This is a genomic window from Halomonas sp. PR-M31, assembly GCF_001039575.1.
Classification (GTDB): domain Bacteria; phylum Pseudomonadota; class Gammaproteobacteria; order Pseudomonadales; family Halomonadaceae; genus Modicisalibacter.
In genome coordinates, this window is the sequence record NZ_JIBT01000032.1 from 77525 (window position 1) to 101791 (window position 24267).

Genomic DNA, 24267 nt, shown 5'->3' on the forward strand with positions numbered 1-24267 from the left:
GACATATCGGCCAACCCGGCCCACGTATGCAAGGTGAATGATGAGCGAACATAGTCAAGACGATCAGGACTTACTCACCGAAGAGTTCAACGAAGAGCCGCAGCAGAGCAAATCAAAGACGCAATCCGGTGCCATGGTGCCTACTCAGGAGTATTTACCCGAGCGCATCTATCTGCTGCCCATTCATAACCGGCCATTTTTTCCCGCTCAGGTGCAACCGCTGGTCATTCATCGTGAGCGTTGGGAGGAGACCATACAGCGCATTGCCGATACGCCTCACCATACCGTGGGTTTGGCTTTTGTCGGCGATGTCGAGGTGGACGAGCTCGACTATGCGCATTTCCCAAGTGTTGGTACGGCCGTGAAGGTGCACAAGGCTCAGGGCGAGGATCAGCAGATCCAATTCATTGCTCAGGGCATGCGTCGTTTTCGCATCCAGCGCTGGCTGTCGAAGAAGCCGCCATATTTGGTCGAAGTGAGCTATCCCAAAGAGCCCGTCGATAAGGAAACCGACGAGACCCGTGCCTATGCCATGGCACTGATCAATGGCATCAAGGAGCTGTTGCCGATCAATCCGCTGTACGGTGAAGAACTCAAGCACTACCTCAACCGCTTCAGCCCCCACGAACCGGGACCGCTGACGGATTTTGCCGCGGCCATCACCTCCGCCAAAGGACCGGAGCTGCAGGGCATTCTCGAGACCCTGCCGGTGATGTCGCGCATGCAGAAAGTGTTGCCACTTCTGCGCAAGGAAATCGAGGTCGCCCAGCTGCAGACCGAGATCAGCGAGCAGGTCAATGCCCAAATGCAGGACCGCCAGCGCGAGTTCTTCCTGCGCGAGCAGCTCAAGGTGATCCAGAAGGAGCTTGGGATCTCCAAGGACGATCGCGCCAACGATGTCGATACCTTCCGCGCGCGCTTGGACAATCTGACGGTTCCCGAACGAGTCATGAGCCGCATCGACGATGAACTCGACAAGCTCTCGGTGCTCGAAACCGGCTCGCCGGAGTACGGCACTACCCGCAACTATCTGGATTGGCTGACTGCCTTGCCTTGGGGTGTGACCTCGGATGATCAGCTCGATCTGAATCATGCCCGCACGGTGCTCGATCGCGATCACGACGGCTTGAAGGATGTCAAGGAACGCATCATCGAGTTCCTGGCGGAAGGCACCTTCAAAGGTGATGTAGGCGGTTCCATCATTTTGCTGGTTGGGCCACCTGGGGTGGGCAAGACCTCGGTGGGGCGTTCCATCGCTGAGGCATTGGGGCGCGAGTTCTATCGCTTTTCTGTTGGGGGCATGCGGGACGAGGCGGAGATCAAGGGGCACCGGCGGACCTATATTGGCGCCATGCCCGGTAAATTGGTGCAAGCCCTGAAAGAGGTCAAGGTCGAGAACCCGGTAATCATGCTCGATGAGATCGACAAGATGGGGCAGTCGTTTCAGGGTGACCCTGCCTCGGCGCTGCTCGAAGTACTCGATCCGGAGCAGAACGTCGATTTTCTCGATCATTATCTCGATGTACGCCTGGATCTTTCCAAGGTGCTGTTCGTGTGCACCGCCAACCAGCTCGATACCATTCCTCCCGCGCTGCTCGATCGCATGGAGCAGATTCGTCTTTCCGGTTATATCGCCGAAGAGAAGATGGCCATTGCCAAGCATCACCTTTGGCCGAAACTGCTCAAGCGAGACAAGATACCCAAGAAGCGTATCAATCTCACCGATACGGCGCTGCGTCAGGTCATCGAAGGCTACGCTCGGGAAGCCGGGGTGCGTCAGTTGGAGAAGCAGCTGCACCGCATCGTGCGCAAGGCGGCGGTCAAGCTTTTGGAAAGCGACCAGCAAACGGCGAAGATCTCGGTCAATAATCTCGAGGAATATCTTGGTGCGCCCTTGTTCCGGCGTGAGAACGTGCTGCAGGGCGTCGGCGTGGTGACAGGTCTGGCCTGGACCTCCATGGGCGGTGCGACGCTGCCCATAGAGGCATCGAAGGTGCATGCCCTGACACGAGGCTTCAAGCTTACCGGTAAGCTTGGTGACGTGATGCAGGAGTCCGCCAATATTGCCTACAGCTATGTGCTGGGTCATCTCGGCGAGTACGGTGCCGATGCAGACTTCTTCAACGAGGCGTTCGTCCATTTACATGTGCCGGAAGGGGCGACCCCCAAAGACGGGCCTTCTGCCGGCGTTACCATGGCCACGGCGTTGATTTCTCTGGCTCGACATCAGGATATCGATCGACCCATGGCAATGACCGGTGAGCTGACTCTGACCGGGCAGGTGCTGCCGGTAGGGGGTATTCGCGAGAAGGTGATTGCTGCGCGCAGAAGCGATATCTTCGAGTTGATTCTTCCGCATGCCAATCGTCGCGATTACGATGAACTTCCGGAGCATCTTAAAGAGGGTATGACGGTACACTTTGCCAAGCAGTATAAAGATGTGGCTAAAATAGTCTTTGGCTAACAGCGTCAAAGAATTATTTCTGATAGTGGCCGACCGGCTCAACCTATTCACTTTACTTAGGTTGTCGGCGGCCACATTCCGTTAAAATATCGAAAGACAATCACTTTGAAATTCAAGAGCTAAGTAGTAATCCTTTCTTTCGTTACGCTTCGCATGTTTTAGTTGCTAACGTTTTATATAAATGAACGACAATATCGTTTAAGAGATTTTCTTTCATCCAGGTAAGCGATATGGCAATATCTGCCACCGTCTGAGCGCGGTGATGCGCGCATGAGATTGCCTCAAATGTACCGATAAGTATTTCCAAGTGATGCTTGAAACCGATAGTACGGTTTTTGATCGGTAGGTATTATCTGTAATGAGCAATATTGGCGCTAAGCGTAGCAAAATGTATCTGTTTGTTGTTTTTTAGTTCAATTAAGCAATTGGTTTTGAAGCTCAAGGAAAGAGCTGCTTGTAGAGTAAAGTTCGCACAAGGACGATATTTCTAAAATGTTGATAGTCATCATGGCCTACAAAAATGAACTTCAAATCCTATGCGGAGCTTAGCAGTGACATCTTTAGCAATATCGATAAGGTGCAATCTAAAGGCTACGAATTAGTAGTAGCCATTCCACGAAGTGGCGTGATTCCTGCCTACATGCTGAGTCTTTTGCTCAACATTGATTGTACGACTTTGAATGATTTTCTAAAAAATCATAGTCTTGTAAAAGGAAATACAAGAAACACTCGAAAAGAGATACGCAACGCCTGGGATGCCAGAAAAATTTTAATTGTTGATGACAGTGTGAATACGGGCGCCTCGATTTCAAGAGTACTTGACCAAATACCTGAAGATTGTCCTTGCGACATAACCACACTCGCAATATACGGCAATGCTATTGGTATCCCCAAAGTCGATGTGTGTTTGAAATATCTATCGTCGCCTCGGGTATTTCAGTGGAACATGTGGCACTGCGTTGCCTTGGAGCGCGCTTGTGTGGCTCTTGATGGGGTGATTTTGAATAGTCACGAAGTGGAGCAGGCCAAGAAACAAGACATCGCTGCTTTCATTGAAAAAACCAAGCCTCTTATTCTGCCTACCTACAAGATTCATTCATTGGTGACCAAACAGCCTGAGCAGTCGCGAAATTTGGTCGAGAGCTGGCTTTCATATCATAAGGTAAGCTATGTCAATCTGATCATGGCGGATTTCAATGACAGGGATATCACACCAAAAGCACAGGTATATCGCGATCTAAAAGCCGATTTCTATAAGGAAAACTCGGACCTCAATTTCTTTGTAGAGGGTGATTTCAAACACGCGCAACATATTGCCAATGCGTCCGGTAAGCCAGTTTTTTGTACGCAAACCAATGCTATGGTGAAGCCATCCATTGAATCAGTTTTGAAATATGGTAAGACGAATCTTTTGAAGATAAATGTAGCCAGAACAAAGAAGCTGGTAAAAAAATGGATTCCTTATGCCTGAAGCAGCCCTGCGAGCTGTCACCCACGTTTAACGGGTTCTTCATGCTAATACCAAGATAGCTTCGAAAAAGACCAGCTGTGTCGCAAAAGTGCTTTCGGCGCGCCCAATGCCCAAAGCCACCCTATTGAAATCTTGCCCTTCTCAATCGGCGCCAAAGCTGAGTGGTGGCACCGTAAAGGCCAAGGCCCGCACAGGGCGGGCCTTGATAATTCTGACGGTTTATCGTCACGATTCCAATCGATTGCTGCCACTCGAATTCAGCCGATCAAGCGGCCTTCTTCAGTGTTTCAGTGGTATATTCTTCCAGCACTTCCAATTCGCACTCCAAAACGAACCAGACTTCCATCAGCTCAAGGCTTTCTTCGGAGCAACACATACGCTATCTCCTCTAATGTCGATGACATGATACCTTCTCACTCAACCTAGATAGAGTATGACATATTTAGACTAAAGTCGATATGATGGTTTTTTGACCATTTGATGATATGGATTGATCGAACGGGCATAACGGTAGGCAGGAACGCTTGCAGGGCAGGTAAGGAGAATATATGAAAGAAATCTATAATGTAGGTCTAGTCGGCTATGGAATGGCTAGCAAGACCTTTCATGTCCCGTTGATAGCAGCCACGCCGGGGCTTGAGGTCGTGGCAATATCGAGCAGTGATGCCGACAAAGTGCACGCTGATTTACCCCAGATGGAGGTTGTGGCGACGCCTCAGGCGCTATTCGCGCGTTCCGATATCGATCTGATCGTGATACCTACCCCCAACGATACCCATTTTCCCTTGGCAAAAGCCGCTTTGGCCGCGGGCAAGCATGTCATCGTGGACAAGCCGTTCACGGTAACCCTGGGCGAAGGACGGCTACTCAAAGGATATGCTGAAGAAGCGGGCAAGCTGCTGTCGGTATTTCACAATCGGCGTTGGGATAGTGATTTCCTCACGGTGCGTGCGCTACTCGAGGCGCGCACACTGGGACGCTTGGTCCACTTTGAATCTCACTTCGACCGGTTTTGTCCTGAAGTAGACGATCGATGGCGTGAACGACCCAAACCCGGCGCTGGTCTTTGGTTCGATCTGGGCCCCCACCTGCTTGACCAGGCGCGAGAAGCGTTTGGCATGCCCCGGGCCATATTTCTGAACCTGGCCAAGCGGCGAGAAGGTGCCCAGGTCGATGATGATTTCCATGCATTGCTGGATTATGAAGGACTGCGAGTGGTGCTGAGCGCCAGTACTCTGGTAGCAGCGGATCTACCGCGCTTCATTCTAAACGGCACGCAAGGCAGCTATGTCAAACATGGACTGGACCCTCAGGAAGCGTGGCTCAGACAGGGCCAGACGCCAGCGCCTGAATGGGGCGTGGATAGCCGCGATGGACAACTGATGCTTCGCGAAAGCGCCAGTGAAGACGCCCCCTTGGTAGCCCACGACTGCGGTACCCTACCTGGTGATTATCTTGCCTATTACATGAAAATAAGAAGTGCTTTAGCAGGAGAGGGGGATAATCCTGTTGCCGTGGATGATGCCTTGGCAATAATGCAGCTGTTGGAAACCGGTCTCGACAGCGCTCGTCAGGAGCGGTGGGTGAAACTAAAAGAACTTAGTGGGCTACGACGCAAATATTGAGCCCGTTTTCGAAGTGTGAAATGCACTGCACTTAGATCAGATACTTATATAAAATAATAGGCTTCGGTGATTACCGAAGCCCTATTGTCTTATTCATGCGCCAATAAATATCGCTGAATTAGTTGGAATTGCCTCCTGGGTTTACATTCTCTCCTGAGTCGATGCCGCTGTTAGGAGCCAGACCATCTTGATTTTTCAGTTGTTCGGAACTGCCATTGCCAGGAGTGGGATCGACGTTTTCGCCTGAATCGATGCCGCTATTGGTGCCAAGATCGTCCTGCGGAATCTTTCCACTTTGTGACTTGTTGTCCATAGGATCTACATCTTGAGCTGAATCAACGCCACTGTTGGAATAATCCTTTCTTTCCATTTCCTGAGACTCTTGCGCAATGGCAGCAGTAGACAGTGCCATTAATGAAGCAAGCAGAGCCGCAGATAAAGTCGATCCTTTCATTTCACGCTCCTTCTGATGAAAACTAAAATAGTTGTACGAAGATTAGACGAGACGTTGTTAATTTGCAAACGACTCATCCACGTACTATTTTGCGCTGAAATCCTGTTGCGCTACCACCACTGACTACTGCTCTGGGCCGTTTTAATACGTTCTCTGGCAATGAACAGAGCTGCAATGGCTCGTGCCTCATGAAAATCTTCCCGGGCGAGCAGGGCAGTAAGGTCATTGATGGCATGAGTTTCGACTACCAAAGGTTCGGGCTCATCCCCGGGTAAGCGCTGCTCATACAAGTCCCGTGCCAGCAGTACATGCATGCAGTGATTCATGTAGTTGGGTGCCAGAGAAAGTTCGATCAAAGGTTCGATGGTATGGGCACCCATACCGCATTCTTCCATCAGCTCTCGATTGGCGGCGGTGACGATATCTTCGCCGGGATCGACTAAGCCCTTGGGCAAGGTAAGCGCATAGTCATCGAACCCGGCGGCATATTCGTGAATCAGCAGCACATGCTCGGGATCTGGCATGGCCACAATCATGACGGCTCCACGGCTTGAGCCCTTCAGTCGCTCGAAACGTCTTTCGGCGCCATTTGAAAAGCGCAAGTCGAGTTGCTCGATGGTGAAGAGTCGACTGTGAGCGACTTCTTTGTGATTGAGAACGGTGGGCTTGGGTGGGAGCATTGGCGGCATGGCGAGCGCATCCAGTACAATGAGGACAAAACCAATTCCTTTTTACCATTGCCTGGTAGTGTCTGGCCAATGATTGGTTGCCTGCCAGGCAGGGTCGTATGGAGCGATATGGAGCACGTACGCATTGACAAGTGGCTATGGGCTGCCCGTTTTTTCAAGACCCGCGCCCTGGCCAAAAAAGCGATCGAGGGTGGCAAGGTCGAGTATAACGGTGGTCGGGTCAAGACGAGCAAAAATGTCGAGGTCGGTGCCTTGATAAAGGTTCCCCAAGGCTGGGACACCTGGGAGGTGGAGGTGTTATCAGTAAGCGATCAGCGTCGTGGCGCACCGGAGGCGCGAGAGCTCTATCAGGAAACGCCTCAGAGTCACGAGCAGCGTCAACGGGAAGCTGAAAATCGCCGGCTGGCCAATCGTAGCGTAATGGCGCCACGTGGTCGCCCCGACAAGAAGGAGCGTCGCAGCATACAGCGGTTTCAGCGCCAGCGCCCGGACGAGTAAAGGCTACTTGTTTACTATCTTTATATCCCCTGAGCCTTTGAGAGCCTTTGATGAACGACCAGATTCAGCGCTTTATTTTTGATGAAACCAATGTGCGTGGCGAGATCGTCACGCTTGAAAATGCCTATGCCGAAGTGCTCGACAAGCAGGCATATCCGATAGCGGTTCAGCGTCAGCTTGGTGAGCTACTGGCGGCAGCGGCCTTGTTGACCGAAACCATCAAACTCGATGGCACCTTGAGTCTTGAAGTGCGGGGCAATGGCGCCCTTAGTCTGTTGATGGCGGAATCCAATCCGAACGGAGAGTTGCGTGCTATTGCGCGTCTTGGAGAGGAGATGGCACTGCCAGCCGAAGACGCATCCTTTCAGGAGCTGGTAGGTGGCGGCCGCCTGGTCATCACCCTCGATCCCAGGGAGGGCAATCGCTATCAAGGTATCGTCGAACTCGAGGCCAATAATCTGGCGGGATGTCTCGAAAACTACTTCGAGCGTTCCGAGCAACTGGCCACAAGGCTCTGGTTGAACGCCGATGGCCATCGTGCAGCCGGGCTGCTGCTACAGCAGTTGCCGGTAGGCGATGAACATCAGGACGAAGACGCCTGGGATCGAGTGGTAACACTGGCCGATACGGTATCCAGCGATGAGTTGCTCAACCTTGAACAACGAGAGCTTCTTTATCGGCTTTATCACGAAGAGACCACCCGTGTGTTCGATCCCAAGACCCTGCACTTTGGCTGTAGCTGTTCCCGAGAGCGCATTGCCAATGCTTTGCTTGGTCTGGGAGCCACTGAGCTGCGCAGCATTCTTGCGGAGCAGCAAGCCATCGATACCCAGTGCCACTTCTGCCATACCCATTATCATTTCAGCGCCGCGCAAATTGAAACGTTGATCGATTTTCCCGACGCAGAGCCTCCGACATTGCATTGATCCCCCAATTACGTGCACTGAGTATTCTCATCGTTAAAGGGGGAGATAAAGCATTGTTTGCCGAGGGCGGCCTTTTTGCAATAATGTCGCCCTTTGACGCGATGCGCTCGGAAAGTGCATTCACCATGGACGGTGATCCGTCCGTTGATGGCGCGGTTGATGTTGTAACGACCCATCTGCGCCCTTGGCTAACGAGAGGAGCGGCCTACAGGCCAAAGACCCACGATGACCACTACCCAAGCAGATCGTCAGATAACAGCCGAGAGTCGCGCCACAGGGAATCATCTCAATTTGAGTGCCGCGGAACTCATCGAACGTGCCGTGATGCGGCAAGAAGGGCATTTGTCGGACAACGGCGCTCTGGTGGTGAAGACCGGTGCCCGCATAGGCCGCTCGCCGGCGGATCGTTTTATCGTCGATGAACCTTCCACTACCGAGCTGATCGATTGGGGAAGCGTAAACCGCCCCTTCGATGCGGAGCAGTTCGATGCTCTATGGGAGCGAGTCGAGGACTATCTTGCTGAAAGTGAGAGTTTCGAATCCGAGCTTCATGTCGGCGCCGACCCCGAGTATTACCTGCCTCTTCGCGTTACCACCGAAACCGCCTGGCACAATCTGTTTGGCCGCATCATGTTCGTGCGTCCCGAAAGTTTCAATCCAAAAGGCAAGAGTGAGTGGAGCATCCTCAATGCGCCTCATTTCGTTTGTGACCCCAAGCGAGATGGTACCAATTCGGAAGGGACGGTCATTCTCAATTTTGCCCGGCGCCGCGTATTGATCGCGGGCATGCGCTATGCCGGTGAAATGAAGAAAGCCATGTTCTCGGTGCAGAACTTCCTGTTGCCGGAAAAGGACGTGCTGCCAATGCACTGCAGCGCCAATGTAGGCGATGATGGTGAGACCACCCTGTTCTTTGGCCTATCCGGCACCGGCAAGACGACGCTTTCCGCCGATCCGGCGCGCTATCTTATCGGCGATGATGAGCACGGTTGGGGTGAAGGCACGGTATTCAATATCGAAGGCGGCTGCTATGCCAAGTGCATCGATCTTTCTCAAGAGAATGAGCCGGTCATCTGGGATGCGATCAAGTTTGGCACGGTGCTTGAAAACGTGGTGCTCGACGAGCATCGTCATGCGGATTATGGCGACGATAGCCTGACTCAGAACAGCCGCGCCGCCTATCCTCGCGAGCATATCGAAAAACGCATCGATGAGAACCGCGCCGGCGAACCAAATGCCATCGTCTTTCTGACCTGCGACATGAGCGGCGTGCTGCCTCCGGTATCGCTGTTGTCAAAAGAAGCCGCCGCCTATCACTTTCTTTCTGGTTATACCGCCAAGGTCGGTTCTACCGAAATGGGTGCCTCCGAAGGCCTTGAAGCCACCTTCTCGACCTGTTTTGGTGCACCGTTCTTTCCACGGCCGGCCCGGGAATATGCAGATTTGTTGATCAAGCGGATCGAGGATTTCGGTTCTCGGGTTTATCTGGTCAACACCGGTTGGACCGGCGGCAGCTACGGTCAGGGTGGCAGTCGCTTCAGCATTCCCACGACTCGCGCCATCATCGCGGCCATACAGACCGGTGAACTCAAGGATACACAAACCCGGCATATCGATGGGCTGAATCTAGAAGTGCCGACAGAAGTGCCGGGGGTAGACTCGACGTTGCTCGATCCTAGAGATACCTGGCAGGATAGCGATGCTTATCAGCAGCAGATGAAGCAGCTGGTTGAAAAGTTCGTCAACAACTTCAAGAAGTTCGAGGGAGTCGACGAATCAATCGTCAAGGCAGGACCAGCGCTCGATTGATCGAACCTTTTGCTCGATATCGTATCCAAAAGGGAGCCATTATGGCTCCCTTTTGTTTGTGCATTGGTTTATTCATGGCTAGCACTGCATGACGAGCATTCATAAAAATACTCACCGACGCAGGTGATTGAAGAGATCAAGGAGTAACGATATGCAGCGACGACACTTTCTCGGACTGCTGGGCGCCAGTGGTTTGGCGGGATTGCTGCCAAGCATCGCCAGGGCACGTCCCAAGCTGGACCTGAAGCCGGCAGCGGACATAGAGCCGTTGGAATTGAGCGATGAGCAGTGGCGCGAACGGCTTACCAAGGAACAGTTCAATATTCTACGAGAGGCAGGCACCGAGCGGGCGGGCAGCAGCCCACTCAACGATGAAAAACGCCCCGGGAAGTATCACTGCGCCGGTTGCGATCTGCCGCTGTTCTCAAGCGAGGCAAAATACGAATCCGGCACGGGCTGGCCGAGTTTTTACACCCATATCGAAGGCAATCTGGCAACGGAGCTGGATTTTGTCATGCTGTTTCCACGTACTGAATATCATTGCGCTCGCTGTGGCGGCCATCAAGGCCACGTGTTCGAGGATGGCCCCAAGCCGACAGGGCTTCGCTGGTGCAACAACGGGGTGGCATTGACGTTCGTTCCCGCCTGACGGTTAGTCACCTCTTTTGTTTGATTCTATCTTGCGAAAACCATGATCGAATTCTAGAGTCCGATCATGGTTTGTTACATTTTCTGTAGTGATTTTAGAGCGCCATTCACTCCCTGATGTTCTGGATTCATATGAGCAAAGGCACGTCGACTCTGCGCCATCGGTACGCTTTGTGATACCTTGTCGCCATTTAAAAGCGCCTTCGCCATAGCCTTGTGCGCGAGATTCGTAACGACGTCAGGAACCTCATGGACGCCCAGACCCAGATAATTCAGCGCATTGCTGAAGAGCTTACAGTTCGCCCTCAACAGGTAGCTGCCGCCGTGGAGCTGCTTGACGGCGGGGCCACAGTACCCTTCATTTCTCGCTATCGTAAGGAGGTCACCGGTGGTCTCGACGATGGGCAGCTGCGCTCTTTGGAAGAACGGCTGCGCTATCTGCGTGAACTGGAAGAGCGCCGTGAGGCGGTGCTGGCCAGCATCAACGAGCAGGGCAAGCTGACCGATGAGTTGGCCACCCAGATTCGCGAGGCGAATACCAAGCAGCGCCTGGAAGATCTTTATCTGCCTTACAAGAAGAAGCGTCGCACCAAGGCGCAGATCGCTCGGGAAGCGGGACTCGAGCCGCTGGCGGACGCGCTCCTTGCCAATCCCTCCCTCGATCCTCAAGTCACCGCCACGGACTACGTGGATACGGACAAGGGCGTGGAGGATGCCAAGGCCGCGCTGGATGGTGCCAAGCAGATTCTCATGGAACGTTTTGCCGAGGATGCGGAGCTGGTGGGCCGCTTGCGTGATCGGTTGTGGCAGGATAGCGAACTCAGCGCTCGGGTGATCGAGGGTAAGCAGCAGGAAGGGGCCAAGTTCTCGGATTATTTCGAACACGATGAGCGCTTGGCCAAAGTGCCGTCTCATCGTGCCCTGGCGATGTTTCGGGGGCGCAATGAAGGAGTGTTGGGGCTTGCGCTCAAGCTTCCGGGAGAAGACGAAGCGCCGATTCATCCCGCAGAAGTCGCCATCGCCAAGCATTTCGACATCGATCTTTCAAACGAAGATCAGGGGCGCCTCGCTGGACGCTGGCTGCGGGAAGTGGTGCGCTGGACCTGGCGGGTCAAGCTTTATACCCATCTCGAGACCGAACTGTTCGGATGGCTGCGCGAACGGGCCGAGCTTGAAGCCATCGATGTCTTTGCTTCCAACTTGAAAGACTTGCTGTTGGCTGCACCTGCAGGTCCCAAGGCCACGCTTGCACTTGATCCGGGACTGCGTACCGGCTGCAAGATCGCGGTGGTGGATAGTACCGGTCAGTTTCTCGATCATGACGTCATTTATCCCCATGCACCGCAAAAACGCTGGGACGAAGCGCTGTCAACGTTGACACGACTAGTCGAGAAGCACGATGTCAGCCTGATTGCCATTGGTAACGGCACCGCCAGCCGCGAGACGGACAAGCTGGCAGAGGAACTGGTCAAGCGCTTTGCTGCTGCCAGCACGCCGCGCAGACTTGCCAAGGTCATGGTCAGCGAAGCGGGCGCCTCGGTCTACTCCGCATCGGAAATCGCCGCCCGGGAGTTTCCCGATCTTGATGTCACCATTCGCGGGGCGGTTTCCATCGCTCGACGCCTGCAGGATCCGCTGGCGGAGCTGGTCAAGATCGAGCCTAAGTCGATCGGGGTCGGCCAATACCAGCATGATGTCTCTCAAGTGCAGCTCTCCCGCAGTCTGGAAACCGTGATCGAGGATTGCGTCAACGCCGTCGGTGTCGATCTCAACATGGCCTCCAGTGCCTTGCTGGCGCGAGTGTCAGGGCTCAATCCGGGCCTTGCGGAAAATATCGTGATGCGACGCAATGCCGAAGGGCCGTTTCGCAACCGTCGCGAACTGCTCGAGGTTGCGCGTTTGGGGCCGCGCACTTTTGAGCAGTGCGCTGGGTTCTTGCGCATCATGCAGGGTGACAATCCTCTGGATGCCAGTGCCGTGCATCCGGAGGCCTACCCCGTGGTGTCACGTATTGCCAAGCAGGGCGGGCGCGAGTTAGCCAGTCTGATTGGTGATGGCGCCTATCTCAAGGCGTTGAAGCCTTCTGATTTTACCGATGAAAAATTCGGCGTGCCGACGGTGACGGATATCTTCAAAGAACTTGATAAGCCGGGGCGCGATCCACGCCCCGAGTTTCGCGCGGCGGAATTTCGCGAGGGCGTGGAGCAGATAAAAGATCTCGAACCCGGCATGATCCTTGAAGGCACCGTGACCAACGTCACCCATTTCGGCGCCTTCGTCGACGTTGGCGTGCATCAGGATGGTCTGGTGCACATTTCGGCATTGTCCGATACTTTCGTCGAGAACCCGCGCCAGGTGGTCAAGGCCGGTGATATCGTCAAGGTCAAGGTCATGACGGTGGATATCGCGCGCAAACGCATCGGTTTGACCATGCGGCTCAAGGATCAACCGGATGACGCCTCAACGATGAACGCGCCGCCTTCGAAAGGCGCAGGCCGAGGAAACACGGATAATTCACGGGCCAAACCTGCACAGCGCAAGAACCAAGAGCGAGGCGGTGGGTCTCAGAGCGGTCAGATGGGCGCTTTAGGAGAAGCGTTGCTCAAGGCAAGAAACCGAAAATGATGATCGTTAGGGTTGAAAGGATTGTCTCTGTCACCATAATCGAATGATTACGAAACGCCGGTCCATGGACTGGCCTATCGCCTTCAAAAAGGGGTATTCATCTTGTCCGAGCAACTAGACAATGCTATCGCAGGGCTAAAGGAAGTGGCCCGCCAGGGACGCATGGGACGTTTGCGCCGTGGCGTCGAAAAGGAAGGGTTGCGTACCGACAGGCAGGGCAATATCGTCCAGACTCCGCATCCAGCTGAGTTTGGGTCGAAGCTGACACACCCTTATATCACGACGGATTATTCCGAATCGCTGCTTGAGTACATCACGCCGGTACATAGTCGGCCTGGCGATACTCTATCGTTTCTCGCGGATCTGCATCGCTTCAGCTATCGCCATATGGAAGACGAGCTGATCTGGCCCGCCAGCATGCCTTGTCGCTTGAACGGCAACGACAGCGTGCCCATCGCTGATTACGGCAGCTCCAATTCCGGCAAGATGAAGCATATCTATCGGCGCGGCCTGGATGCCCGCTACGGGCGCATCATGCAGTCCATTGCCGGTATTCACTACAATGTGTCGCTGCCGGAACAGCTCTGGCCGGTGCTGCAGGAGTTGGAAGGAGCCCAGGCCAAGCCGCAGAAAACCTATCAGTCCGGGCGTTACTTCGATCTGATTCGCAACTTCCGCCGCAATAGCTGGTTGCTGTTGTATCTGTTTGGTGCTTCGCCGGCGCTGGATAGAAGCTTTTTCACCGGAGAGGTGCCCAGCAAGCTGAAGGCTCATGGGCACAATACGCTTTATGCGCCTTATGCCACCAGCCTGCGCATGTCCGATCTGGGCTATCAAAACAAGGTGCAGGCACAGCTCAAGATCTGCTTCAATTCGCTGTCCAATTATGTCGGCACATTGCGCAGTGCAATCACTACGCCTTGGCCAGCCTATGAGCGAATCGGCGTGGATGAGAATGGCAATTGGCGTCAGCTCAATTCCAATATCCTGCAGATCGAGAACGAATATTACAGCGACATTCGACCCAAGCGGGTTGCCCAGCATGGTGAAACCCCGGCCCAGGCCCTGGAGGCGCGGGGGGTGGAATACATCGAAGTGCGTTGTCTGGATCTCAACCCTTTCATGGCGCTGGGCATCGATGAGACCCAGATGCGTTTTCTGGATACCTTCCTGATGTGGTGCCTGCTGTCCGAAGCGCCTTGGATTTCCGATGAGGAGTGTGATCATCTTGATGACAATCGCGGTCTGGTAACGGCGAAAGGACGCGATCCATCGCTGTGCCTGTCGATCGACAAGCAGGAGCGCGGGCTTGCGGATCGCGCTGAGGAAATTTTCGCAGGGCTTCACAAAGTAGCCGAACTGCTCGATACCCTTGAAAAGGATCAGCCTCATCGAGCTGCAATCAAGGCCTTGGCGCCACGGCTAAGTCAGCCTGAGCTCACCCCGTCGGGTCGCTTACTTAAAGCGCTTGAAGAGAGTGGCGATGAGTTCGTCGACTATGTTGCCGAGCTTGCACGCACCCAGTCAGAGGCGCTGCGCAAGGAGCCCATGGATCGTGCTCATGACGCCTTGTTTTCTCAGCTCACCGAGACCTCCTATCAACAGCAGCGCGACATCGAGGCAGCGGACACCGAATCCTTCGATGAGTTCATTACCGCCTATTTTGCTCGGGCGCGAGAATCCATGGCGGCATCGCGAGCCGATGATGCCCGAATCGGAAGCCAATGACGTATGCGGCTTGATCTGAGTATTCGACAGTGGGGCGTTATCGGGCTGACAGCCTGCGCGCTGATGATGGGGGTTGCCCTTGCCCTGCAGTATGTCGCTGGGCTGAGTCCTTGCCCGCTATGCATTTTGCAACGACTGGCCGTGATCGCAGCGGCTCTGGTATTTCTGGCAGCGGTTATTCACAACCCCCGGGGCAAGGGGGGTATCGTCTATGGCGTGCTGGGTCTTGTGGCGTCCGGGACAGGGGCGGCGGTCGCCGGGCGTCATGTCTGGCTGCAGTCGCTGCCTCCGAGCGAAGTGCCCAGCTGTGGACCGGGGCTCGATTACATGATGGAAGTGCTGCCCCTATGGGATGTGCTCTCTCGGGTTCTTTCGGGCTCAGGTGAATGTGCCGAGATCGATGGACTATGGTGGGGGTTGACTCTGCCTCAATGGACGTTGATCGGCTTCGTTTGCCTGTCGCTCATCCCTTTGGCAATGGGGGTGAAGAGCTTGTCGGGTTCACGCCGATTTCACGGCGCAGGCGAAGCGTCTTGAGTCAGACGTGGGTCGATCAGATAGGGGATCAGCAAAGGAGTAGCAGGTTAGTGAACGGTGCTTTCGAATGCCCGGCTTAATACGGCCTGAACAATAAGTTGTCATCTTTTTCGACGGACAGGATTGACACCCGTGACGCTTAGGGTGACGCTGAGAGTCCGCAGACGACAGGCTGATCAAGGGAGGGGCTGCCCATGCTGGAAAACTGCAGAACCGCGCAGGAGCGTTGGGGAGGCGTGCACCGAATGATCGATCGCTGGTTCGAGGCGCGTCGAGACATGCTGGTCGCGTTCATGGATTTGAAAGAGGCCTGTGACATCGATCCTGAGTCGGTGACCAAGGCACGCATCGACCACTTTAGCGAATTGCTGATGGATTATATCAGCGCGGGGCACTTCGAGATCTATCCGCAGCTACGCCAGGAAGCCGAGCAGTTCAACGATCAGGAAGCATTGGCGGTAGCGGATAAACTGTTCGAACGTCTTGAAATGTCCACGCAGCTAGTACTGGAATTCGACAACGATTACTCGACTCCAACCCGTTGTCAGCATTACCTGTTTCGACTACCCGCCTGGCTTGAACGTCTCGGCCGCGGACTCACCGAACGCTTCACTCTGGAAGATCAGCTGATCGGACGGCTCCACTCGTCGCATTCGCCTCCGCCGGCACCCCAGGCAGCGCCTAGCGCTACGCTGTAAATTTCCATCATTTGATTGACATACATGCCTCGCCATTGTCGGCGGGGCATTTTTCTGGCCATGCGTTTTTTATAAAAACGCACTTTGATGAGCGATCGCCTTGAATTTAGCGCTCACGTACCGTTCTGAATCGGTGCGCAATTTTTTCGCCGGTTCGCGCCCCCAGCAATAGCATGCAAGGCGTCAACAGCAGGGTCAGACCTGTCGCAAAGCCTAGCCCGCCCGCGATGGCGCTGGATAGCTGGGTCCACCACTGGGTCGAGGGTGCTCCCCAGCCAAGGCTCGGCGCCAGCAGGTCAACGTTGACGCCCAGAACCATCGGCATTAGTCCAAGGATGGTGGTGATCGCTGTAAGCAGTACCGGGCGCAGGCGCTGGCCGCCGGCTTCCAGGGCCGCCTCATGAGCGGATAGGCCCTCATGGCGGAACTGATTGTAGGTGTCGATCAATACGATGTTGTTGTTCACCACGATGCCCGCCAAAGCAATGATACCCATTCCGACCATGACGATGCCGAAGGGTTGAGCGTTCAGCAGCAGGCCAAGCAGTACACCGCCGGTCGAGAAGACGATGGCCGACAACACCAGAAAAGCCTGATAGAGACTGTTGAACTGGGTCACCATGATGATCAACATCAGGAAAATGGCGATGCCGAAAGCGAGACTCAAGAACTGGCTGGTCTCCGCCTGATCTTCCTGTTCTCCGGCAAAACCGACACGGACCCCTTCGGGTAGGTTCCTCAAGGTATCGCCCAAGGCATTGAGCCGCTCATCGGCCTGGCGCCCTGGCTCGATATCCGCTTCCAGCGTAATCGTGCGCTGCCCATCGACCCGGTGCAGGGTGCCCACCTTGGGTGCCGGTTCCAGACGCACGAAATGACTGATCGGCACCTGGCCTCGAGCTGTATTGATGGTCAGGCGTTCGAGCTGATCGAGGCTGCGCTTGGCCCCGGGCAAGCGTACGCGAATGTCCACCTCGTCGTTGGCATCCTGGGGGCGGTAGACCGCAAGCTGCAGCCCAGTGGTCACTAGCTGCACCGCGCTGCCGATGGTAGAAACATCCGCATCGAACCGCGCCGCCGCCTCGCGATCGACCTGCAGGCGCCACTCTACGCCGGGCAGGCTGCGATTATCTTCCACGGCGCGAAAGCCTCCCAGCCGTTGCATGGCGTTGCGCAACTGCTTCACGGCAAGCTCGGTTTGCCCGGGATCGTTGGCACTCAGCTCGATCTGAATCGGCTTGCCGTCTACCGGCCCCTGCTCCTGCTCTCGGGTTTCCAGACGGATGCCAGGGATGTCTCGGGTGCGCTCGAGCATGTCCGCAAGGATCTTACCGGCAGGTCGACGCTTGTACCAGTCGATGAGTTGGAAAGAAAGCTGACCGATGACGTCCTCGCCGATCTCTCGATCAGGGGTGGCATAGGAGCGAGCATAAAGGGATTCCACCTCGCTCATGCCCTGCAAGCGCGCCTCGACGCGTCGCACCACCGCATCCTTCTCCTCCACGGAAAGATCGCCCCGGGCATGGATCAGCAGCTGCGCGCTATCCGGCTCCACCGAAGGGAAGAATTCCACCCCATGGTTGAAGCGCGCATAGCCCGCGTAAAGCAGAGCCATCACGATCAAGGCGCCGATCAGTGTCCAGGCCGGATGACTCAGAAGCCGGGTGAGCGTTCGCCGGTACAGGCGTCCGCCCCTGCTGACTCGTTTTTCCTGGATAGACTGACCAGAGCTGAAGAGATTGCCCAGGGTGGGCATGAACACCAGCGCCATGGCCAGGGAGGCCAGCAGGCAAAGGATCACCGTGGCCGGCAGATATTTCATGAATTCGCCCACGACTCCGGGCCAGAACAGCAGCGGCAGGAAAACCACAAGAGTAGTGGCGGTGGAGGTGATGACCGGCCAGGCCATGCGGCTGGCGGCACCGGACCAGGCATCAAAGGACGAGCGTCCCTCGGCGAAATAGCGATCCGCCTGCTCGCCGACCACGATAGCGCCATCCACCAGCATGCCGGCCACTAGAATGAGTGCGAACAGCACGACGATATTGAGGGTGTAGCCAACCGACCAGATCAGCAGGATGCCGGTGAGAAAGGCACCGGGAATGGTCATGCCGATCAGCAGCGCTGCGCGAGGCCCCATGGTGGCTAGAATCACGATCAGCACCAGGACCACGGCGGCAAGCACATTGTTCAAGAGCTCGGCAAGCATGTCCTCGACGTCCGTCGATTGATCCATGATGACTTCAACTTCCAGCGCTTCCGGCAGCAGAGGTCCGGCTTGGTCGAGCAGCGCTTTGACCTCGTCGATGGTGGCAATGATGTTGGCACCGGTGCGCTTGGAGATTTCCAGTACCACCGCCGGCTGGCCGTCGATGCGAGCATAGCCGTCCGGATCCTTGAAAGTGCGCTGAATGAGGGCGACCTCGCCGAAGGTAATCACGCGATCGCCCTCGACCTTGACCGGGGTGTTCATGACGTCCTGGATGTTTTCGATGACGCCGGGTACCTTGATCGACAGGCGACCCGCGCCGTTGTCCAGGCTTCCTGCTGCGACCAGACGATTGTTGCGGGATACCAGGTTGGCCAGGGTATCGAAATTGACGCCGTAGCTATCAAGCACCAAGGGATCCACCACGATCTCCATGAGATCCTCCCGCTCCCCGGCGATATCCACCTCGAGCACGCTGGGAATGCCTTCGATCCTTTCCTGCAGTTCCCGGGCTACTCGCATTAGCTCGCCAGGAGAGAGCGGTCCGGAAAGCCCCACGGACATGACCGGAAAGAGGCTGACGTTGACTTCCAGCACCCGGGGTTCCTCAGCTTCATCCGGGAGCGAGCTGCGCGCAATATCGACGCGTTCACGCACGTCCGCCAGCGCTTGTCGGGAATCGAAGCCGGCATCGAATTCCAGGGTAACCGATGAAATGCCCTCACTGGACTGAGAGGTCATCTTCTTGATCCCTTCGATGGTGCGCAGCTCCTGCTCCATGGGGCGTACCAGCAAGCGCTCCCCATCTTCCGGGCTGACGCCTTCAAGCACCAGAGAGACGTAAATCATCGGGATGGCAACGTCAGGATTGGATTCCTTGGGAATGGCTTGATAGGCCATCAGCCCCGCCAGCACCAGGAACAGCAGCAGCAGCAGGGTGGTGCGGCTGCGGTTCAGCGCGGCATGAATCAGGGCGCGCATCAGGAGGCTTGCTCGCGATCGGTAGACACGGCTTCGACCTTTTCACCGATGTCGACATAGCCGCCTCCCAGAGTGATCAGCCGTACCGTCTCGGGTAGCCCGGTTACCCAGGTTTGAACCGCATCCGCGGTGAGTAGCGTTACCGGGGCAAAACGGATCTTATCGTCATCGTCCAGGTATTTGACTCCCAGGCGTCCCTCATCATCGAGAATCAACAGCGCCGGTGAGAGGGCATGGGCCTGACGGGCAGGCAGCGCGATGTCGAGGGTGGCGCTGGCACCGGCGATACGCAAGCGTTCGGGATTGGCAAGATTGGCCTCCAGTGCGTAGCTGCGTGTTGCATCGTCTGCACTGCTGGCCACATAGCTGAGCTCGCCTTGCAGTTTGTCGCCGCTCAGCAGCGTCGCGGTGACCGGCAACCCCGGGTGCAGGTCCGGGGCGCGCCGCTGAGGAGCCTGACCGGTGGCGAGCAGGCGTTCGATTTCGACCAGTTTGCCAATATCCTCTCCGGCTTGAACGAAATCGCCCACCTCGATATCGAGCCGGTTGATCACGCCCGGGAAAGGCGCTTTGAAGCTGGCATCGATCCTGAGTTGACGCAGCCTGGCAAGCTCTGCCCGGGCCTGGGCCACGTCACGTTTCAGGCTTAGCACATCGTTGTTGGGAATCAGATTCTTGGCCTGTAAGCGGCGCCCGCCCTTGAGTTCTGAAAGCGCCAGCTCGAGCGCGGCTTCGGCTTGGGTCTGAAGCTCGGGAAGATCCTCTTCGTCAAGTTGCAGCAAGATGTCATTGGCTTTGACTCGATCGCCCTGGTCATGGGGCAGGGCAGAGACGCTGCCCGCGCGACAGGGGCGCAAGATGACATCGCGCTTGGGTTCGAGCTGCCCTTGCAGGGTCAGGGTGGGTACGTGTTGTTGGGCATGGGAGGTTCTTACCTCGACCCGAGTCAGGCCAGGTTTTTGTAATGCATTACCTTCCGGTGGTTCGGCGCGAAAACGCTGTACATCGCCAAAGATCAACCAGATCAGTAACGCAACACCCAGGAGCAAGGCAATCGGGGCAGACAAGGAAGCGAATCTAAGGCGCATCAAACCATCCGGTAGCAGGCAGGAAAAACAAAACAAGCAAGATAGAGGAATTGCCTTTGAGCGAGGGAATCGAAACAGGTTCCACAGCGTATCGTTTACCTTGTCAAATAAGTAGGGCCTAAACGGCGCACCCTGTCAGCGTAGACTGATGATGCGCCAGCCGCGCTGCAAGGCAGTCTCGCGCAACTTCTCATCCGGGTCGACGGCTACCGGATTGTCGATCTTTTCCAACAGCGGTATGTCATTGTGGGAGTCGCTGTAGAACCAGGCATCGTCAAGGGTAACGCTTTGTCCGCTGAGCCACTCTTCCAGACGCAATACCTTGCCTTCCTGGAAGCTAGGCGTACCGCTGACACGCCCAGTATAGCGATCGTTGATGATCTCCGGCTCGACGGCGATCAAGTCGTCCACGCCCAGCCGCTGGGCGATGGGAGCGGTGATGAATCGATTGGTCGCGGTGATAATCAACAAGGTGTCGCCCTGAGCGCGATGTTCCGCCAGTAACTCTTCTCCTTTGACGAGGATGTTCGGCTCTATCTTGCTGATCATGAACTGCTGATGCCAGGCGGCCAGTTGCTCCGGTGAGTTCTCTGCCAATGGTTTGAGGGCCAGGGCCAGATAATCGTGAATATCGAGAGTGCCATCCTGATATTGCTGATGAAAACGTTCGTTTGCCTCATGGTAATACCCTGGATCGACCGCGCCCTGTTCGACCAGAAATTCTCCCCAGGCATGATCGCTGTCCGTTGCCAGCAGTGTGTTGTCCAGATCGAAAATGGCAAGACTCAAGACGTACTCCTTTATGAGGCATAGGTAATACAAAATGTAATCAATTATTACAGAACTGGCGATACATTCACACTACGGAGTTAATGCACTTATTGATGGCTTTTTAGACTTTAAGAAAGCGTAGACATTTATTCAGTGTTTTCTTTGTGGAAGAATGGACCCAACTATCATTTTACAAGGTGAAGCCCGTGATCGACGCCGACGGCTTTCGCCCAAACGTTGGCATCATCATTGTCAATCGTGAGGGTCAGCTGCTTTGGGCGCGTCGGGTAGGACAGAACGCATGGCAATTTCCTCAGGGAGGCATAAAGTCCAGCGAGACTCCACAGCAGGCGCTCTATCGTGAGCTCGAAGAAGAGATCGGCCTGACCCCGGCCGATGTCGATGTCCTGGCCTGCACCCGAGGATGGCTGCGTTACCGTTTGCCCCGGCGCATGGTACGTACACAATCGCGGCCGATTTGTATTGGCCAGAAGCAAAAATGGTTTTTGCTTCAGATACGCTGTCTCGACAGCAGAATATGCATGGATACGACGGCCAAGCCAGAGTTCGATGGCTGGCGCTGGGTGAGTTATTGGTACCCTTTGGGGCAGGTGGTGCCGTTCAAGCGCGAAGTCTATCGGCGTGCCCTGCGCGAACTGGCCCCCCGGGTGCAACATTTGGCACGAGAAAGCGCTACGCTGTCGTTGCCTCCTTTTGACCAGCGTTGATGCTGCTTTCTCATTATAAGAAGAATGCCCATGCTCGATGTCCTACGCCGTATCGTTCAGGAGGTCAACGGAGCGCGCAGTCTCGAGGCGGCGCTGGCCACCGTGGTGCGGCGTGTGCGCAAAGCCATGCATACCGATGTCTGTTCCATCTATCTGTTCGATCCCATGCGCGAGCGTCTGGTGCTCAAGGACACCATCGGTCTGCGCACCCAGGCGATTGGTCTGGTGGCGCTGCGCCTGGGGGAGGGGCTGGTAGGCCTTGTCGCACAGCGAGAAGAAACCCTTAATCTCGAAAACGCCCCGGCCCATCCCTACTTTCGCTACTTCAAGGAAACCGGCGAAGAGCGCTTCTCCAGTTTTCTTGGAGTGCCCATCATTCATCAGCGACGCATGCTCGGTGTGCTGGTAGTCCAACAGCAGGAAAAACGCCGCTACGATGAAGGTGACGAAGCGTTCTTGATCACCATGGCAGCGCAGCTTGCCGGTGTGCTGGCTCATGCTATCGCCACCGGAACGCTCAATCAGCCTACCCGGGCCGATGGCATGGCGATGTTCAAGGGAATCGCCGCTTCCCCTGGCGTAGTCATTGGCGAGGCGTTGGCCATTGCGCCGTTAGCGGATCTGGATAGTGTGCCGGATCTGATCCCCACGGATATCGAAGGCGAGATCCAGCGGTTACGGGAGGCCATCGATCGAGTGCGCGGCGAAATGCGACGCACGGGGGAACGCCTGGCCAATCGTATCTCCGTTCAGGAGCTTGCGCTGTTCGACGCCTACGAGCAGATGCTCGCCGATACTGCGCTGGGCCAGGAAGTGGAAAAGCGCATTCTCGAAGGCCAGTGGGCGCCTGGGGCGCTAGCGGATGTGGTGCGTCGGCATGTGCATTATCTGGAACGCGTGGACGACGACTACCTGCGCGAGCGCTCAGCGGATGTCCGCGACCTGGGGCGGCGAATATTGACGCATCTGCAGGAAGAGAGCCCGCGCACCATCAGCACCATTCCACCCCATTGCATCCTTGTCGCGGATGAGATCAGCGTGGCCATGCTTGGAGAGGTACCTCGGGAAAAGCTTGCGGGACTGGTGTCGATCAGCGGCTCGAGTACCTCCCATGTGGCGATCCTGGCGCGGGCCATGGGCATCCCGACCGTTCTGGGCATGGTTGATCTTCCTTTACAGCGCCTGAACGACGCACCGGTGATTCTCGACGGTCATCGCGGCCGCCTGTTCGTGCGTCCGGATATCGAGCTGACCAGACAATATCAAGAGCAAATCAACGAAGAGCGGGCGTTGACAGAGATGCTCGAACACGAACAGCACCTGCCCAGCGTAACGTCGGATGGTCACACCATGGCGCTGATGGTCAATACTGGTCTGACCCTCGATGCCGTGGCACAGCTCAAGCCGCGTATTGCCGGTGTTGGGCTGTATCGCACCGAAATGCCGTTCATGATTACCGAGCGCTTTCCCAGCGAACAGGAGCAGGAGCGGCTTTATCGCGAACAGCTTCAAGACTTTGCGCCCTTGCCGGTGACCATGCGCACCTTGGATATCGGCGGCGACAAGGATCTGCCCTATTTTCCCATTCACGAAGCCAACCCCTTTCTCGGCTGGCGCGGTGTGCGCGTGACCCTGGACCATCCCGAAGTGTTGATAGTGCAGTTGCGCGCCATGCTTCGGGCTTCCGTAGGGTATGACAATCTGCACATTCTGTTGCCCATGATTACCAATATCGACGAAGTCGATGCAGCTTTACGGCTTCTCGAGCGTGCGTTGGTCGAGCTGGATGAGGAAGGGCTGATCATTACGCCTCCCCGGGTCGGGGTGATGCTGGAAGTGCCGGCAACGCTTTATCAGCTCGACGCTTTGGCTGCGCGAGTCGATTTCTTTTCCGTGGGCAGCAACGATTTGACCCAGTACCTACTGGCGGTGGATCGCAACAATCCGCGAGTCGCGGAGCTTTACGACGCCTGTCATCCTGCGGTACTGGCAGCGCTGGCGCGTTTGGCCCAAGAAGCGATACAGCTGAAGGTGCCGACCTCGGTATGCGGCGAATTGGCCAGTGATCCGGGAGGCGCACTGCTATTGATGGGGATGGGGTTCGAGGTGCTTTCCATGAATGCGCCCAGCCTACCCAAGGTACGCGCGGCGATTCGTCGCGTCGGCCTGGAGCAGACGCGCACACTGGTCGAAGAGACCCTGAAGCTGCCTACGCCAGCGGCGGTCCGCGGGCATCTGACGATGCGTTTCGATGAGTGGGGGTTGGCGCATCTGTTGCCGCCCAAGGACTACCAAAGGTAGTTTTCTCAAAGCGTGGC

The 24267-nt window shown here is 55.8% G+C and carries 18 protein-coding genes; 13 read left to right on the forward strand and 5 right to left on the reverse strand.

Features of this window, described 5'->3' with window-relative positions; all coding sequences use genetic code 11:
* The first annotated feature begins 40 nt into the window (after nt 1–40).
* From lon to CH74_RS09870, 3 genes are all read left to right on the forward strand, one after another.
* Nucleotides 41–2464 (forward strand): endopeptidase La, encoded by a 2424-nt coding sequence (gene lon / locus CH74_RS09860; protein WP_048307272.1) that lies wholly within the window; start codon nt 41–43, stop codon nt 2462–2464.
* Nucleotides 2465–2984: 520 nt separating this feature from the next.
* Nucleotides 2985–3935 carry a phosphoribosyltransferase gene (locus CH74_RS18255; RefSeq protein WP_082140372.1) on the forward strand — a complete coding sequence of 317 codons (951 nt, stop codon included), beginning with the start codon at nt 2985–2987 and terminating at the stop codon, nt 3933–3935.
* Between the two features lie 548 nt (nt 3936–4483).
* On the forward strand, nt 4484–5560 hold the full coding sequence (locus CH74_RS09870) for an oxidoreductase (RefSeq protein ID WP_048307274.1): 1077 nt from the start codon (nt 4484–4486) through the stop codon (nt 5558–5560).
* A gap of 118 nt (nt 5561–5678) precedes the next feature.
* Here CH74_RS09870 and CH74_RS09875 read toward each other — a convergent pair whose 3' ends face one another.
* Both CH74_RS09875 and nudE read right to left on the reverse strand, forming a co-directional pair.
* Complete coding sequence (locus CH74_RS09875; protein ID WP_048307275.1) at nt 5679–6014, reverse strand: hypothetical protein; 336 nt, start codon at nt 6012–6014, stop codon at nt 5679–5681.
* Nucleotides 6015–6124: 110 nt separating this feature from the next.
* Nucleotides 6125–6703 (reverse strand): ADP compounds hydrolase NudE, encoded by a 579-nt coding sequence (gene nudE, locus CH74_RS09880; RefSeq protein ID WP_048307276.1) that lies wholly within the window; start codon nt 6701–6703, stop codon nt 6125–6127.
* Nucleotides 6704–6811: 108 nt separating this feature from the next.
* Between nudE and CH74_RS09885 the strand changes: the two genes are divergently transcribed.
* From CH74_RS09885 to rsd, 8 genes are all read left to right on the forward strand, one after another.
* Nucleotides 6812–7201 (forward strand): RNA-binding S4 domain-containing protein, encoded by a 390-nt coding sequence (locus tag CH74_RS09885; protein WP_048307277.1) that lies wholly within the window; start codon nt 6812–6814, stop codon nt 7199–7201.
* 50 nt (nt 7202–7251) lie between these two features.
* Nucleotides 7252–8127 (forward strand): Hsp33 family molecular chaperone HslO, encoded by an 876-nt coding sequence (gene hslO / locus CH74_RS09890; protein WP_048307278.1) that lies wholly within the window; start codon nt 7252–7254, stop codon nt 8125–8127.
* A 225-nt stretch (nt 8128–8352) separates the two neighbouring features.
* Nucleotides 8353–9936, forward strand: coding sequence for a phosphoenolpyruvate carboxykinase (locus CH74_RS09895; protein ID WP_048307280.1), 1584 nt, complete (start codon nt 8353–8355; stop codon nt 9934–9936).
* Nucleotides 9937–10087: 151 nt separating this feature from the next.
* Entirely contained in the window at nt 10088–10585 is a 498-nt protein-coding gene (gene msrB, locus CH74_RS09900; RefSeq protein ID WP_048307281.1) for a peptide-methionine (R)-S-oxide reductase MsrB, read from the forward strand.
* A 248-nt stretch (nt 10586–10833) separates the two neighbouring features.
* Nucleotides 10834–13209, forward strand: coding sequence for a Tex family protein (locus tag CH74_RS09905; protein WP_048307282.1), 2376 nt, complete (start codon nt 10834–10836; stop codon nt 13207–13209).
* Between the two features lie 102 nt (nt 13210–13311).
* Entirely contained in the window at nt 13312–14937 is a 1626-nt protein-coding gene (gene gshA, locus CH74_RS09910) for a glutamate--cysteine ligase (protein WP_053070705.1), read from the forward strand.
* Nucleotides 14938–14940: 3 nt separating this feature from the next.
* On the forward strand, nt 14941–15474 hold the full coding sequence (locus CH74_RS09915) for a disulfide bond formation protein B (RefSeq protein WP_048307284.1): 534 nt from the start codon (nt 14941–14943) through the stop codon (nt 15472–15474).
* A gap of 194 nt (nt 15475–15668) precedes the next feature.
* Complete coding sequence (gene rsd / locus CH74_RS09920) at nt 15669–16172, forward strand: sigma D regulator (protein WP_048307285.1); 504 nt, start codon at nt 15669–15671, stop codon at nt 16170–16172.
* Between the two features lie 106 nt (nt 16173–16278).
* Here the strand turns inward: rsd and CH74_RS09925 are convergent, their stop codons facing one another.
* The 3 genes from CH74_RS09925 to CH74_RS09935 all read right to left on the reverse strand — a co-directional run bounded on the left by CH74_RS09925 (nt 16279) and on the right by CH74_RS09935 (nt 21239).
* Nucleotides 16279–19362 (reverse strand): efflux RND transporter permease subunit, encoded by a 3084-nt coding sequence (locus CH74_RS09925; RefSeq protein ID WP_048307286.1) that lies wholly within the window; start codon nt 19360–19362, stop codon nt 16279–16281.
* The gene (locus tag CH74_RS09930) at nt 19362–20450 is read right to left on the reverse strand and encodes an efflux RND transporter periplasmic adaptor subunit (RefSeq protein ID WP_048307287.1); all 1089 of its coding nucleotides are present in this window, start codon (nt 20448–20450) and stop codon (nt 19362–19364) included. Before CH74_RS09930 ends, CH74_RS09925 begins: the two co-directional genes overlap by 1 nt.
* Nucleotides 20451–20585: 135 nt before the next feature.
* Nucleotides 20586–21239, reverse strand: coding sequence for an HAD family phosphatase (locus CH74_RS09935; protein WP_048307289.1), 654 nt, complete (start codon nt 21237–21239; stop codon nt 20586–20588).
* A 188-nt stretch (nt 21240–21427) separates the two neighbouring features.
* On the opposite strand from CH74_RS09935, the gene CH74_RS09940 reads away from it, so the two are divergent.
* On the forward strand, nt 21428–21949 hold the full coding sequence (locus CH74_RS09940; protein WP_048307307.1) for an RNA pyrophosphohydrolase: 522 nt from the start codon (nt 21428–21430) through the stop codon (nt 21947–21949).
* Between the two features lie 30 nt (nt 21950–21979).
* A complete protein-coding gene (gene ptsP / locus CH74_RS09945) occupies nt 21980–24250 on the forward strand; it encodes a phosphoenolpyruvate--protein phosphotransferase (protein WP_048307290.1) in 2271 nt (756 codons plus the stop codon).
* Nucleotides 24251–24267: the final 17 nt, after the last annotated feature.

Excerpts from the sequence above, each read along its gene's own strand:
- lon (WP_048307272.1), top strand. The coding sequence starts at position 41 with ATGAGCGAACATAGTCAAGACGATCAGGACTTACTCACCGAAGAGTTC.
- CH74_RS18255 (WP_082140372.1), top strand. The coding sequence starts at position 2,985 with ATGAACTTCAAATCCTATGCGGAGCTTAGCAGTGACATCTTTAGCAAT.
- CH74_RS09870 (WP_048307274.1), top strand. The coding sequence starts at position 4,484 with ATGAAAGAAATCTATAATGTAGGTCTAGTCGGCTATGGAATGGCTAGC.
- CH74_RS09875 (WP_048307275.1), bottom strand. The coding sequence starts at position 6,014 with ATGAAAGGATCGACTTTATCTGCGGCTCTGCTTGCTTCATTAATGGCA.
- nudE (WP_048307276.1), bottom strand. The coding sequence starts at position 6,703 with ATGCCGCCAATGCTCCCACCCAAGCCCACCGTTCTCAATCACAAAGAA.
- CH74_RS09885 (WP_048307277.1), top strand. The coding sequence starts at position 6,812 with ATGGAGCACGTACGCATTGACAAGTGGCTATGGGCTGCCCGTTTTTTC.
- hslO (WP_048307278.1), top strand. The coding sequence starts at position 7,252 with ATGAACGACCAGATTCAGCGCTTTATTTTTGATGAAACCAATGTGCGT.
- CH74_RS09895 (WP_048307280.1), top strand. The coding sequence starts at position 8,353 with ATGACCACTACCCAAGCAGATCGTCAGATAACAGCCGAGAGTCGCGCC.
- msrB (WP_048307281.1), top strand. The coding sequence starts at position 10,088 with ATGCAGCGACGACACTTTCTCGGACTGCTGGGCGCCAGTGGTTTGGCG.
- CH74_RS09905 (WP_048307282.1), top strand. The coding sequence starts at position 10,834 with ATGGACGCCCAGACCCAGATAATTCAGCGCATTGCTGAAGAGCTTACA.
- CH74_RS09915 (WP_048307284.1), top strand. The coding sequence starts at position 14,941 with ATGCGGCTTGATCTGAGTATTCGACAGTGGGGCGTTATCGGGCTGACA.
- rsd (WP_048307285.1), top strand. The coding sequence starts at position 15,669 with ATGCTGGAAAACTGCAGAACCGCGCAGGAGCGTTGGGGAGGCGTGCAC.
- CH74_RS09925 (WP_048307286.1), bottom strand. The coding sequence starts at position 19,362 with ATGCGCGCCCTGATTCATGCCGCGCTGAACCGCAGCCGCACCACCCTG.
- CH74_RS09930 (WP_048307287.1), bottom strand. The coding sequence starts at position 20,450 with ATGCGCCTTAGATTCGCTTCCTTGTCTGCCCCGATTGCCTTGCTCCTG.
- ptsP (WP_048307290.1), top strand. The coding sequence starts at position 21,980 with ATGCTCGATGTCCTACGCCGTATCGTTCAGGAGGTCAACGGAGCGCGC.